This window comes from Halorhabdus amylolytica, assembly GCF_004944975.1.
GTDB classification, from domain to species: Archaea; Halobacteriota; Halobacteria; order Halobacteriales; family Haloarculaceae; genus Halorhabdus; species Halorhabdus amylolytica.
Map to the genome: position 1 here is coordinate 1 of NZ_SPQG01000025.1, position 12406 is coordinate 12406.

16 protein-coding genes and 1 pseudogene are annotated in these 12406 nt (G+C 62.8%); 9 read left to right on the forward strand and 8 right to left on the reverse strand.

Features of this window, described 5'->3' with window-relative positions:
• The first annotated feature begins 215 nt into the window (after positions 1-215).
• From E3374_RS16830 to coaBC, 9 genes and pseudogenes are all read left to right on the forward strand, one after another.
• Entirely contained in the window at positions 216-509 is a 294-nt protein-coding gene (locus tag E3374_RS16830) for a DUF433 domain-containing protein (RefSeq protein ID WP_136690119.1), read from the forward strand.
• Position 510: 1 nt separating this feature from the next.
• Entirely contained in the window at positions 511-855 is a 345-nt protein-coding gene (locus E3374_RS16835; RefSeq protein ID WP_136690120.1) for a DUF5615 family PIN-like protein, read from the forward strand.
• Positions 856-1281: 426 nt separating this feature from the next.
• Positions 1282-1770: pseudogene (locus tag E3374_RS18115) on the forward strand (type II toxin-antitoxin system death-on-curing family toxin).
• Positions 1771-1795: 25 nt separating this feature from the next.
• Positions 1796-1936, forward strand: coding sequence for a hypothetical protein (locus tag E3374_RS17315; protein WP_169051896.1), 141 nt, complete (start codon positions 1796-1798; stop codon positions 1934-1936).
• A 336-nt stretch (positions 1937-2272) separates the two neighbouring features.
• A complete protein-coding gene (locus E3374_RS17320; protein WP_169051897.1) occupies positions 2273-2416 on the forward strand; it encodes a hypothetical protein in 144 nt (47 codons plus the stop codon).
• Between the two features lie 238 nt (positions 2417-2654).
• Positions 2655-3065, forward strand: a complete 411-nt coding sequence (locus E3374_RS16845) for a type IV pilin (RefSeq protein WP_136690121.1) — start codon at positions 2655-2657, stop codon at positions 3063-3065.
• An 87-nt stretch (positions 3066-3152) separates the two neighbouring features.
• Positions 3153-4307 (forward strand): tryptophan synthase subunit beta, encoded by a 1155-nt coding sequence (gene trpB, locus E3374_RS16850; protein WP_136690122.1) that lies wholly within the window; start codon positions 3153-3155, stop codon positions 4305-4307.
• A gap of 86 nt (positions 4308-4393) precedes the next feature.
• The gene (locus E3374_RS16855; protein WP_136690123.1) at positions 4394-4615 is read left to right on the forward strand and encodes a hypothetical protein; all 222 of its coding nucleotides are present in this window, start codon (positions 4394-4396) and stop codon (positions 4613-4615) included.
• A gap of 66 nt (positions 4616-4681) precedes the next feature.
• Positions 4682-5851, forward strand: coding sequence for a bifunctional phosphopantothenoylcysteine decarboxylase/phosphopantothenate--cysteine ligase CoaBC (gene coaBC / locus E3374_RS16860; protein WP_136690124.1), 1170 nt, complete (start codon positions 4682-4684; stop codon positions 5849-5851).
• Here coaBC and mnhG read toward each other — a convergent pair.
• The 8 genes from mnhG to E3374_RS16900 form a co-directional block, all read right to left on the reverse strand.
• On the reverse strand, positions 5848-6216 hold the full coding sequence (mnhG, locus tag E3374_RS16865) for a monovalent cation/H(+) antiporter subunit G (RefSeq protein ID WP_136690125.1): 369 nt from the start codon (positions 6214-6216) through the stop codon (positions 5848-5850). The genes coaBC and mnhG overlap by 4 nt on opposite strands.
• Positions 6213-6503: a monovalent cation/H+ antiporter complex subunit F gene (locus E3374_RS16870; RefSeq protein WP_136690126.1), complete on the reverse strand. Its 291-nt coding sequence runs from the start codon at positions 6501-6503 to the stop codon at positions 6213-6215. The genes mnhG and E3374_RS16870 overlap by 4 nt, the downstream gene beginning before the upstream one ends.
• Positions 6493-7107, reverse strand: coding sequence for a Na+/H+ antiporter subunit E (locus E3374_RS16875; RefSeq protein WP_136690127.1), 615 nt, complete (start codon positions 7105-7107; stop codon positions 6493-6495). The genes E3374_RS16870 and E3374_RS16875 overlap by 11 nt, the downstream gene beginning before the upstream one ends.
• Positions 7104-8747 (reverse strand): complex I subunit 5 family protein, encoded by a 1644-nt coding sequence (locus E3374_RS16880; protein ID WP_136690128.1) that lies wholly within the window; start codon positions 8745-8747, stop codon positions 7104-7106. The genes E3374_RS16875 and E3374_RS16880 overlap by 4 nt, the downstream gene beginning before the upstream one ends.
• Positions 8744-9148, reverse strand: coding sequence for a sodium:proton antiporter (locus E3374_RS16885; protein ID WP_136690129.1), 405 nt, complete (start codon positions 9146-9148; stop codon positions 8744-8746). The genes E3374_RS16880 and E3374_RS16885 overlap by 4 nt, the downstream gene beginning before the upstream one ends.
• Positions 9145-9666, reverse strand: coding sequence for an MnhB domain-containing protein (locus E3374_RS16890; RefSeq protein ID WP_136690130.1), 522 nt, complete (start codon positions 9664-9666; stop codon positions 9145-9147). The genes E3374_RS16885 and E3374_RS16890 overlap by 4 nt, the downstream gene beginning before the upstream one ends.
• Positions 9663-12065 carry a hydrogen gas-evolving membrane-bound hydrogenase subunit E gene (gene mbhE / locus E3374_RS16895; protein WP_136690131.1) on the reverse strand — a complete coding sequence of 801 codons (2403 nt, stop codon included), beginning with the start codon at positions 12063-12065 and terminating at the stop codon, positions 9663-9665. Before mbhE ends, E3374_RS16890 begins: the two co-directional genes overlap by 4 nt.
• Positions 12066-12160: 95 nt before the next feature.
• The coding region (locus E3374_RS16900; RefSeq protein WP_169051898.1) for a zinc ribbon domain-containing protein at positions 12161-12406 on the reverse strand (246 nt) is incomplete at its 5' end.

Below are 12406 nucleotides of genomic sequence, written 5' to 3' on the forward strand. Positions count from 1 at the left end.
TACACTACGACCTTTTACTACGCGAGCGACTGCGTCGCTCGCTTGCAAAAGCTCAAGCGGAATGGTTTGCACTCTCTTGGCCCCATATCCGCCGTTTTCGACGGCTCCAGTGGTGAAATATCTTAAATCCGCTTGGCGTATATTCGTAGACAACTCGATACACACTCTTTCCAATCAACAGTACGTTTTTGCGGGAGTAGTTCACACTATTAGATATGGCTGAGAGAGACACCCGACGGGTCGCCCGCGATCTCATGAGTGAACCTCATATCCACGGGAGACGAATCAGCGTCCGTCAGGTGTACGCCCTCGTCGAAGAACGCGGTGAGGATCCCGAAGCTATTGCGGATCGGTACGATCTCGATGTGGCCGACATCTATCACGCGCTAGCGTACTATCACGACCACCCGCGAGAAATGCGTACCGTAGAGCAGGAACGTGACGACGCCATGGAAGGCTTCCGCGAGTCGATCGTCCGACCCGAGGGTGTTGATCCGGACACCGTCTGAGATGACTGGGTGGCAGTTCCTCCTTGACGAGAATATCGATCCAAAGACAGCAACGTATCTGGAAAAGGAAGGGATTCACGCCGAGCACGTCCGTGATGCGCTTTGGCAGGGTGCTGACGACGAGGAAGATGTTCTCCCGTACGCACGGGACCACCAACTGATCATTGTGACGAGCGATGTGAAAGATTTCGGTGATTTACCATCAGCGACTCACGCGGGTATCGTTCTGCTCTACGACGATACGATGCCTGCGTATCTGGTTGCGGCTGGTATTATTTCGATGGTCGATACGTATCCGAACCGAGATGTGTTCGGCGGCCACGAAGAACTCGATCCATGGATCTGACCGATTGTATTGATATTGTAGGAGTGAGTCACTCATACATCCTAATACATTTCAGCGACCCTACTAGTAGAAACTCACCCAGGAGTGTTCCGGGCGTACACTACGACCTTTTACTACGCGAGCGACTGCGTCGCTCGCTTGCAAAAGCTCGGCCAAAAGCCTGCGTCAGGGGCTTCGCCCCTTCCTTGGCCTCGCCTTCGGCGAGTGAACCGGCGACCTTCCGGGTCCTGACGGACCGCTCGGCCGCCGGATGCTATCTTTTGCCCGCTTCATTTCCACGTAAGCTACTAGTAGAAACTCACCCAGGAGTGTTCCGGGCGTATATCTCACATCCCGGTTCTAGACGAACTGACGTACAGCGTTCCTCCGAGAGTCAGTCATTTCGAGAGAGAAAAGGATAGGGTAGTCGGATATGAACCTCCGATAATGACCGACTCGTTTTGGTATCCGTCGGTCGAAGACATCTTCGACATCCACGAGGACATCATCTCGGAGTACCCCAATACCAGCCCAGGCGTCCAAAGTCGCGGAGATATCGAATTCGCACTGGAGTACATCAACGAGGAGGCCTTTGGGTCGGTGCCGGAGACAATCCACGAGAAGGCGTTTCATCTGCTTCGGCTCCTTGTCGCCAACCACCCGTTCGTGGACGGAAACAAGCGCACCTCACTCAACGTGACAGTCGTATTCTAGCTCCTCAACGGCTATCAGTTCGAGTACGATGACGAGATCAGGGAGATACTGAAGCAGTTCGGAACCGATGAGACGGCCGTCGACGAGGACGAGATGATCGAATATCTCCGAACACACACGACAGAAGTCGATTTGAACGAAGTGATCGAACGATGGCGAAGCGACCTCGTCGAGTATGGACTTGATCAGCTATCCGATGAGTCATCGGACCCGAACGATTAACCGGATTCATCGTCAAGAGGAATACATGGCGACAGAAGAGAAGGCAGGAGAACGAACGCCACTCGACGACGTGATGGAAGACATTCGTCGAGAGCTCGTGTTGCGAGTCGCCAAGGCTGACCGTGACGAACACCGCGATATGTACGACGCCCTCGAAAACGAATAGCACTTTCACAGCGGTCTGTTTTCGATCCGCAGAAACGGGAGTTTCACTTCCACCGAATCTATAGTATACGACGACCGTTTGCAGCGCTCGCTTCGTTGTACGGGTCCCCCGCGAATCGCCCGTACGGCCCGCGGGACGCGCCGCGTCCCGCGCTGCTCGCTTGCCACGGTTTCCTGACGAGTGAAACTAGGCAGTGCCGTGACATCATCGCGGTCGATGTCCACAGCGCGATGCACTTCCCTCAGATGGGGACCAGCGGGCTCGGATGTCCACGGGACATCGCGGGACTCGGGGTACGCCGTCGATACGATCCCCCAGGGGGCTCCGAGGGAGTTCGTGAACGCCGAGACTCCCTTCGACATGACTGCGATATCCGTCCCTGCCGTGATCGTCTACGCCTGGATGGGGGAGTCCCACCCCGACTGGGACGCACGAACCACCAGCTACTGCTGTGAAGCGACTGGCGCAGACAGTTGCTGACGGCTAGCTCACGCTTTTCTCAGTGGCGGAAGTGAAAGAGGGAAAGAGGAAATGAATCGGGGCTTGTGGGACTGTGCGATGAATCCCGTTGGAGTTCGAGATTTGATTTTCGTCCCTAGGCGTTATCATTCAGGATAACTCGTCACGTACATTTATGCCCCGAAGCGACTGACCTACACGTACACGCCAAGAGATGTGCGGCCGAGTGGGTCGCCGTCTCGCCGGCTACCGAACAACTATGAATGTCAAAAAGCTAGTCACGGACGACGACGCGGTGAGTCCAGTCATCGGCGTGATCCTGATGGTCGCCATCACGGTCATCCTGGCGGCCGTCATCGCCACGTTCGTCCTCGGACTCGGCGAACAGATCAGCAGTACCGCGCCACAGGCGAGTTTCGAGTACGACTTCAACAGTTCCAGTAACAACCTGACGATAACGCACACGGGCGGAGATACGCTCGACAACAGCACGGTGAGTTTCAATTACGGCAATAGTAGTGCTAGCCCCGCTATCGTGAAGCACTGGGGGACCGATTCAATTGGGGCTGGTAATAGTGTCGTCATTGAAAATGTCTACCAAGGCGACACGGTCCAAGTCATCTGGAAATCCGGAGATGGCGATCAGACGTCCATCCTGAGTGAGTGGTAACGGGCGAACTCGGTTTGACGGTGGGCGTTTCGCATCTTTCTCCAGGATCCCGATACACCTTTAGTCGTCACCGCGCACCGGATAGACATGTCCGAGGATAGCGGTACGTTCGGCGAGTACGGCGGGAGACACGTTCCGGAACCGCTCGAAGAGCCACTCGAACAACTGGCGAGGGCGTTCGAGGACATCGCACTGAGCGAAGAGTTCCAGACGGAGTTCCGCTCGTTGCTCGCGGAGTACGCCGGGCGTCCAACGCCGGTGTATCACGCGAAACGACTTTCCGAAGCCTACGGCGCCGACATCTACCTCAAACGCGAAGACCTGCTGCACGGTGGTGCTCACAAACTGAACAACACGCTCGGGCAGGCACTGCTGGCGAAAAAGGCTGGCCGCGAGCGACTGATCGCCGAGACGGGCGCGGGCCAGCACGGCACTGCGACGGCGATGGTCGGCGCGATGCTCGATCTGGACACCGAGATTTACATGGGAGAGAAAGACGTCGCCCGCCAGCGGATGAACGTCTTCCGGATGCGCCTGATGGGTGCCGAAGTCAACGAGGTCACGCGCGGCGGGAAAGGGCTGGCCGACGCCGTCGACGCCGCCCTGGAGGACTTCGCACAGAACGTCGACGATACGCACTACCTCGTGGGTTCGGTCGTCGGTCCCGATCCGTTCCCCCGGATGGTCCGGGAGTTCCAGTCGGTCATCGGCGAGGAGGCACGCGAGCAAATCCGCGACCGGATCGGCGGGCTGCCCGATGCCGCGGTCGCCTGCGTCGGCGGCGGTTCGAACGCGATCGGGCTGTTCGACGCGTTCCGGGACGACGACGTGGCCTTCTACGGCGCGGAGGGCGGCGGCGAAGGGGCCGACAGTGATCGTCACGCCGCGCCACTCGCCGACGGCGAGGACGACGTTCTCCACGGCATGAAGACGCGCGTCATCGACGACGACACCGAGGTCCATTCGGTCTCAGCCGGATTGGACTACCCCGGCGTCGGCCCGGAACACGCGATGTTCCGGGCAGTCGGACGCTGTGAGTATCAGGGCATCACCGACGACGAGGCCCTGGAGGCCTTCCGCGAATTGAGTATGCTCGAAGGGATCATCCCAGCCCTGGAGACGAGCCACGCGATAGCGCTGGCGAAGCAGATCGCTTCGGATCACGACACCATCCTGATCAACCTGAGCGGCCGTGGAGACAAAGACATGGAGACCGCTGCCGAGCAATTCGACCTCGACTGATCGCCGAAGGGCAGCGAAATCGGATCGGATCGTCGTGTTCGCAGACAGCCACGGGGTATTTCTTCGCACGTGTCGAAATCAGGTCGATGAGTCCGACTGGACGCACCGAGACGCCGTGGACCGCATGGGCGATCGTTGCAGTCGGTGCGATCCTCGTCGCTGTCACGACGGCGGGCGCACTCTATTTTCTCGCCCAGCTGGATCTCCCGTTGGTTCTCGCCGTCGCAATCGGCCTGCTGTTCATTGGACTCGGCGTCGGTCGGTTTTACGTCGTGGCCAAACACGAGATCTGTCGAGGGGAGTCCTAGCGACACGAATCGAGACGTCCGGGACCGGTGCGGTGATTTCATGCACGTCCCCGTCGAACCCCCGCCATGCTCGAAGACACGAACGTCGTCCTCGGGGTGACGGGGTCGATCGCCGCCGTCAAGACCGTCGAACTGGCCCATGAACTCCGCCGTCGAGGCGCGACGGTCCGGGCCGTAATGACCGACGCGGCGACGAACATCGTCCACCCGTGGGCGGTCGAACTGGCGACCGACGGCGACGTGATCACGGAGATTGGCGGCAGCGTCGAGCACGTCACGTTTTTCGGCGAGGATCCGTGGGGCGACGTCCTCCTGATCGCTCCCTCGACGGCAAACACCGTCGGAAAGGTCGCCGCAGCGATCGACGACACGCCCGTGACGACCTGCGCGACGACGGCACTCGGCGCGGATATCCCGGTCGTGATCGCACCGGCCATGCACGAACCGATGTACGATCATCCCGGCGTCCTCGACGCGATCGAGCGCCTGGAGTCGTGGGGTATCTCCTTCGCCGATCCGCGCATCGAGGAATCGAAGGCCAAGATCGCGAGTGAAGAGGCAATCGTCCTCGAGACGGCCCGGGCGGCGGGGGGTCAGCCCCTGGCTGGCCGGGAGATCGTCGTCACCAGCGGCGCGACCACGGAGTCGATCGACCCGATTCGAACGCTGTCGAACCGCGCTTCGGGTAAGACCGGGCGGGCGATCGCGAAAGCCTGCTACGTCCGTGGTGCTGATGTGACGCTGTTACACGACGGACCCGATGTCCCATACGCCACGGTCGAACACGTCGAGAGCGCGGCTGAGATGGTCGCCGCGGCGGAGCGACGGGCGCCAGAAGCTGACGCGCTCGTCTCGGCGGCGGCGATAAGCGATTACACCGTCGAGGAACGCCCGTCGAAGATCAGGTCCGGCCAGGACAACCTGACACTGGAACTCGAACCGACGCCGAAACTACTCGATCGTGTCCGGGAGGCGGACCCCGAGCTTCCGATGGTCGGATTCAAACTCGAAACTGGCGTCGACGAAGGGGAACTAATCGGGGCCGCACGTGATCTGCTCGATCGGACGGATCTCTCGCTGGTCGTCGCGAACGAGGCCGGAGTCGTCGGCGACGACGCCACCGAAACCCGGCTGGTCAGTCTGGACGGCGTCGACTCCTTCGCTGGTTCGAAGGCCGAACTCGGGGCGCGTCTTACAGAGGAACTCGCTGCGATACTCGACCCAAGCAGTGACTAGCTGTTCTGGTTTTCGTCCTCACTCTCGATGAACTCGGCCGTCCCGGGCCAGGTCGCGTCGCCGAAGAATGGGACGCCCATCTTCTGGGCCGATCGCGAGATCATGTGGGCACCCGTCGGCACCGTCAGGAACAGAAAGAGGATGCCGACTAGCGACGTCAGGCCCGCCCCCCGCGGGCCGAAGGAGGCAAAGCCCGCGAGGAACAGCGAAGCCGCGCCCAGCGTCGTCGCCTTGCTCGTGGCGTGCATCCGGTTATAGACGTCCGGCAACCGGATGAGTCCGAACGTTCCGATGAGGAGGAAGAATACCCCCAGGACGATCAGGAAGCCGATGATGCCGGTGTGTAGCGTTTCGAGTAGCGTCATTCGATGATGTCACCCTCCGTGACGAACCGCGCGGCGGCGATCGTACTGATGAACCCGATGATCGCGAGCACGAGGCTCACTGTGACGAACAGTCCCTCGCCAGTCCGGAGCGCGAACAGGATCGCGATCGCGACGACGTTCGTCCCGATCGTGTCCAGGGCGACGACCCGGTCGGGCACCGTCGGCCCACGGATCACACGATAGGCCGCAAACAGCGTGACGGCGCTTGCGACGACCAGCCCCGCGTCGATCACCGAAAGCAGTATCGTCGGGATCTCACTCGCCATCCGTCTCACCTCCTGGGTCGCGATCCGTCTCCGTCGCCCGTTCGCTGTCGTCCTCCGGTTCGGGCGCGTCCGGATCGGGGACCGGATCGGACGGCGTCCGCTCCTCGTCGAAGATCCGCAGCGCGTAGTCCTCCCAGGTGCGGATCGGTGCGACGACGGCCTCGCGGTCGACCGCGGCGATCGCGTGGACGTACAGCGAGTTGCGGTCCTCGTCGTAATCCATGGTGAGTGTTCCCGGGGTGAGCGTGATGCTGTTGGCGATCGTGGTGATCGCGGCGTCGGACTCGACGCGCAACGGGAGCTCGATCACGTCAGGCTCGATGGGCATCGACGGGGCGAGCACGCGGTAGGCGACATCGACGTTGGCCGTGATCAGCTCCTTCAGGAAGGTCAGGAGGTAGATCACGACAAACGGGAGCGCCCGGACGAATCCGCCGGGGGGCGCCTCGGAGCCGTAGAACCGCCTGAAGAAGAACGCGATCGGCAACCCCAGCGCCAGCCCGGTGACCAGCGCGCCGGCGACCGGCGCCGGCGCTGGTTCGACGCCCCGGACGAACAGCCACAGGACGGCCAGCGCGCCGCCGACGAGAGGCCAGCGCTTCATCCGATCACCTCCGGAGCGACGGCCTCGACGTATTCCGTCCGATCGGTCGCGGCGTGGGCGGCGGCCTCGGCGGCCCGATAGACGGGATCGAATCCGATCCCAAGAACGGCAACGAGCAGCACAAACGCGGCGACGACGGCGACCAGCGCCGTCGGCTGATAGGACCGCGTCACCGGATCGCTCGGCGAGCCCCAGAAGGCGCGGTTCCACGCCCGCGAGACGTAGGCGATCGTCAACACCGCGCCGGCGAGCGCCACGATCAGCGCCACGCCCGCGAACGGTTCGCCGGCGACGATCGCCTTTCCGGCCGTGTCGAAGACGAGCAATTTGCCGAAAAAGCCCGTCAACGGCGGGATGCCGACGAGGGCGATCCCGCCGAGGAAGAACGAACTGGCGAGGATCGGCCGCCGCGTCGAGAGCCCACCCAGCGCGTCGAAACGGATCGAGCCGACGGCCTCGTAGACGGTGCCGCTGATCAGGAACAGCGCCGACTTGGCGATCGCGTGATTCAGCGAGTACACCAGCGCTGCGATCAGCCCGGCGGTCCGAACCGCCTGGGGCCCGGTCGCGGCAAGCGCCAGTGCCAGCACGATGAACCCGACCTGCCCGATCGAGGAATACGCCAGGATGTCGTCTAAGTCGTTGCGCGAAACGGCACCGAGTCCGCCAAGAAGAATGCTCCCGATCGCCATCAGGAACAGGACCGGCCCGAACAACCCGAGGAAGGACTTCCCGGCCATGCCGAAGCCGAGTCCCTCAGCGATCCGCGCGGGAGCGAGGCCGCCCCCGACGGTCGCGGTCCCGAAGACCGTAAAGAGGAGCCGGATGATCGCGTAGATGCCGACCTTCTTGGTGACGCCGGCCATCACCGCAGCGATCGGTGCCGGGGCGGCCCGATAGGCCGCAGGCACCCAGAACTGGAACGGGACGATCCCGGCTTTCAGCGCAAAGACCGCAAAGAGGATCGCTCCAAGCCCGAGGACGGGCGCGGGATCGATCCCGAACTCGCCCGCGTGGGCGAGTCGACGGGCGATATCGGCCATGTTGAGCGTCCCCACCGTCGCGTAGATGCCGCCGATCGCGACCAACATGACGGCACTGCCGAGCAGATTGAGGACGGTGTACTGCAGCGCCGCACGCGTGTGCTCGGCGCGGCCGTAGAAGACCACAAGCACGTAGCTGGGCATCAGCATCACTTCGAACCACACGAAGAGGTTGAAGATGTCCCCGGTGAGGAACGCCCCGGTGACGCCCGCGAGCATGAAGTGGAACAGCGAGTGATAGGAGACTCGCTGTGCGAACTCCTCGACGTACAGCGCCGAGAAGACGAGCGCCGGCACGACGACAGCGACGGCCAGCACGAGCATGAACGCAGAGAGCGCGTCCGCGACGAGCGAAATGCCGAACGGCGCCGGCCAGTTCGACACCTGGTAGGTGAGCGTCTCGGTCGTTCCACCGGATCCGGTGAGAACGCCGAGCGGAACCACCCGGCTCGCCAGTGCGAGCACTGCGACGGCGTACGCCCCGATCCCCAGGAGACTGACGGCGCGCTGGCCGCGCGGATATCGGCGCGTCCCGAGGGTCAGGATCGCCGTCACCAGGGCAACTACCAGCGGCGCGACGACGACGTGCTCGCTCATCTCCCGCTCACCTCCGTGAGGTCGATCGTGCCGTGTTCTTCGTAGACGCGATAGGTGAGCACGAGGGCGAAGGCGGTCGTCCCGAAGCCGATGACGATGGCCGTCAGAACCAGCGCCTGCACCAGTGGGTCAGTAACCTCGCCGTGAGCCCCGCCGTGGGAGATGATTGGCACCGCGCCACGGAGGCCGCCCATCGTCACGAGGTAGACGTTGGCCGCCTGGCTGATGATCGTCACGCCCCAGACGACCCGCACCACGTCCTTCCGGAGGACGAGGAAGGTCCCCAAGGCGAACAGTAGCCCGAGGACGATCGCCAGCACGACCTGTGGCTGGCCCGCCTCAGAGCCGGCGGACGTGCTGGCGAGCAGGATCGTTGGGGTCCCGACAGTGACGGCACTCATTCGGCACCCACCACCGCGAGGATCGTCAGTAGTCCGCCGACGACGACGAGATACACGCCCAGGTCAAATGCCAGCGCGCTGGCGACTTCCATGTGGCCGTACAGGGGAACTCCCGCAAGGAACCACACGCCCTGTGAAAGAAACGGGAAGCCCAGTGCCATCGCGACGATACCGCTGGCGGCTGCAAGCGCCAGCCCGACCGTGAATATCTCGCCGAACTCCTTGATGATCGGCGGATCGACATCGGTCTCGGCCGCCCCTTCACTGATCGGCAGCGACCGCGGGACGACCGTCCGATGTAAAAGCTCCTGTTCGACGTATCGCAACCCGTAGATGACGTAGATCAGGGCGAACCCGGTCACTGTGAGGACGCCGGCGATGAACCCGCCGCCCGGCAGGTTGTGGCCCTGCAACAGGAGCGCGATCGCGACCAGCATAATGATCGGAACCACCACGCGCGTGATCGTCCGCGCGATCACCGTCGTATCGCCGTCCGTCGGTCGTGGCTCGGAACTCATTGGGATTCACCTCGCTCCCGCATCGAGATCAGCGTAATGACCGAAATCGCTGCCATGGCGATCACCGAAATCTCGCCCATCGTGTCGAACGCCCTGAAGTCGACCAGGATCACGTTGACGATGTTTCCGCCGCCGCCGAAGTCCAGCAACGTTGACCCGTGATCCGCTGGCACGCCTGCCCGTTCGATAAAGTACTGGGCGATCGGCTGGCCAGGCGTCCCGGCGGTCGAGATCAGAACAGTCAGGAAGACAGTGACGCCGACGACGGCCGAGACGGCCCCGTCACGGAGCGCTCGAGTCCGATCGACTTCGCCGTAGAACTCAGGCAGCTTGTCGAGCACGAGCAAGAAGAGCACGAGCACCAGCGTCTCGATGACCAACTGGGTCAGTGCGAGATCCGGTGCGCTCGCCAGGATGTAGAAGATCGCGACCATGAATCCGAGGATCGAAAGCGTGAGCACGCCCGCGATGTGGGAGGGAGCCCGGGTGACTGCGAGCGCTGCGACGATCGCCACGGCCAGGACGATCACCATTGCCGGGTCCGCGACTATCGACGAGACGGCGGGCAAGACGACTCCCGCGCTGGCGTACCCGGCGAGTGCGAGGCTTGCGACGGCGAGTAACAACCAGATCGCGTAGGTCCGCAGGCGGCCGGTCTGGACCGTCCCGGAGACGATCGTCGTCCGATCGAGCCAGCCGACCAGCCCGTCGTAGTAGAAGTTCGGCCTGAGCGGATCGATCGCGATCAACCGCTCGATGACGGACGCGATCCGGCCGTAGGAGGGATAGGCGACTGCGCCGACCCCGATCGTGATCGCGCTCATCACCGCTGCGGGCGTCACCGATGTCGGCAGGTGATAGCCGAAGTGCGGATCAGTAGCCCCGACCGCTTCGACGACACGATCGACGAAGTGTTCCAGCGGTCCGAGATGGACCCCAAACGTCGCCGAAACACCGCCGAGACCGACGATGCCCGCCAGCGCCGCCAGGACGACCGGCGGGGCCAACATCGTGAGCGGTGGTGAGTGGACGTGCTCAAGGGCGTCCGGTTTCTCGCCGAAGAACAGCGAGAGGAACCGGATCGAGTACAGAAACGTGAAGATCGAGCCAAAGACGGCGACCGCGGGCAAGAGCCACCAGAGCCCGCCGGCGTGCTCGGCGGTGTAAACGGTCGCCTCGAAGAGCAACTCCTTCGAGTAGAAGCCGTTGAACGGGGGTAATCCGGCCATACCGAGAGCCGCGATGGCCGCCACGGCGGCGGTGATCGGCAGGTCACGCCAGAGCCCGCCGAGTTCCGAGAGCAGCCGCGTCCCGGCCTCGTGGGCGACGATGCCCGCGACGAGGAACAACGCGGCCTTGAACAGCGCGTGATTCAGGATGTGGAACGCACCCGTCTCGGCCCCGTAGACGGATTGCAAGCCGAAGCCGGCGATGATGAGTCCCAGGTGCGAGGCCGTCGAGTACGCCAGCAGTTCCTTGATATCGTCGGCCGCAACTGCCAGTATCGCCGCGACGGTCATCGTCAGGAGCCCGAGCGCAGCGAAGACGAGTTCCCACTCGGGTGTAGACAACAGCGGACGGAACCGACCGACGAGATAGACCCCGGCTTTGACCATCGTCGCCGAGTGGAGAAAGGCCGAAACGGGCGTGGGAGCCTCCATCGCGTTGGGTAGCCAGATGTGGAGCGGAACCTGTGCCGACTTCGCGGCCGCGCCGATCGCGATCAGAGCCACCACCGGAACGAACAGCCCGGCCGAGCGCAACGCTTCCTGCATCGCCCCGGCGTTCTCGATCATCCCACCGGACCCGGCGAGCCGGAACGTCGCGGTCCCGAGCGCGTCACCGGAGATCGTATACAAGAGGAGGAATCCGACGAGCATGAACAGCCCGCCGGCGACGGTGATGAACATCGCTTTCCGGGCGGCGTACTGGGAGTCGGCCTGGTCCTGATAGTGGCCGATGAGGACGAACGACGAGACGCTGGTGAGTTCCCAGAAGACGAACAGCGCGAGCAAGTCCGCCGCGAAGGCGACCCCGAGCATCGCGCCCATGAACACCAGCAACGTGGTGTAGAACTTCGCCTTCCCCGGCTCGTCGTGCATGTACCCGCCGGAGTAGGTGAAAATGAGGATCCCGATTCCACTGACGATCAACCCGAGCAACAGTGAGAGGCCGTCGACGTACAGCGCAAGCGAGACGTCCAGTGCCGGGATCCACGGGATCGTGACGGTCCCATGGGTACCGATCTGCGTGCCGATGAGGGCGAACGCGACAGCCGCGATCGCCGCCCCGAAGTACGCGATGCGCTCCCCGAGAACGCGATACAGGAGTGGTGTGACCGCGGCGGCGAGAAACGGCACCGCCAGCGCGACGACGAGGGTGCCTTGACTCGGTTGCACACCAGTTGGGTCGGGTCAGGCCGGACTTAATGCTTCTCAAGTCACCTTCTCCGCCCTGAAGGGCGGAGCTTGTCGGTGGACTCCCATTCTGACCACTAAACAGTGGTAGGCGTGTAAATGCCGTTCACGTTCAACGTCCCCGACTTCAGGGCAAGATGACTGGTTGCCCCTCCAGACCCAGACTTGTGCCAGTTCTGGAGTAGTTTCCGAGCGATGTTCTTCGCGGCGTTGTAGTCGGCGTGGTACTCACGCCCACATTTCAGACATTCGAACTCGTCGCCGTCTCTGTTGTCGTCGTGCGTGAAGCTACAGTTAACGTGGCTACACCGTTGACTGGTGTA

Bases quoted from the DNA above. Each gene is read 5' to 3' on its own strand.
- E3374_RS16830 (WP_136690119.1), top strand. From the start codon at position 216: ATGGCTGAGAGAGACACCCGACGGGTCGCCCGCGATCTCATGAGTGAA.
- E3374_RS16835 (WP_136690120.1), top strand. From the start codon at position 511: ATGACTGGGTGGCAGTTCCTCCTTGACGAGAATATCGATCCAAAGACA.
- E3374_RS17315 (WP_169051896.1), top strand. From the start codon at position 1,796: ATGGCGACAGAAGAGAAGGCAGGAGAACGAACGCCACTCGACGACGTG.
- E3374_RS16845 (WP_136690121.1), top strand. From the start codon at position 2,655: ATGAATGTCAAAAAGCTAGTCACGGACGACGACGCGGTGAGTCCAGTC.
- trpB (WP_136690122.1), top strand. From the start codon at position 3,153: ATGTCCGAGGATAGCGGTACGTTCGGCGAGTACGGCGGGAGACACGTT.
- E3374_RS16855 (WP_136690123.1), top strand. From the start codon at position 4,394: ATGAGTCCGACTGGACGCACCGAGACGCCGTGGACCGCATGGGCGATC.
- coaBC (WP_136690124.1), top strand. From the start codon at position 4,682: ATGCTCGAAGACACGAACGTCGTCCTCGGGGTGACGGGGTCGATCGCC.
- mnhG (WP_136690125.1), bottom strand. From the start codon at position 6,216: ATGACGCTACTCGAAACGCTACACACCGGCATCATCGGCTTCCTGATC.
- E3374_RS16870 (WP_136690126.1), bottom strand. From the start codon at position 6,503: ATGGCGAGTGAGATCCCGACGATACTGCTTTCGGTGATCGACGCGGGG.
- E3374_RS16875 (WP_136690127.1), bottom strand. From the start codon at position 7,107: ATGAAGCGCTGGCCTCTCGTCGGCGGCGCGCTGGCCGTCCTGTGGCTG.
- E3374_RS16880 (WP_136690128.1), bottom strand. From the start codon at position 8,747: ATGAGCGAGCACGTCGTCGTCGCGCCGCTGGTAGTTGCCCTGGTGACG.
- E3374_RS16885 (WP_136690129.1), bottom strand. From the start codon at position 9,148: ATGAGTGCCGTCACTGTCGGGACCCCAACGATCCTGCTCGCCAGCACG.
- E3374_RS16890 (WP_136690130.1), bottom strand. From the start codon at position 9,666: ATGAGTTCCGAGCCACGACCGACGGACGGCGATACGACGGTGATCGCG.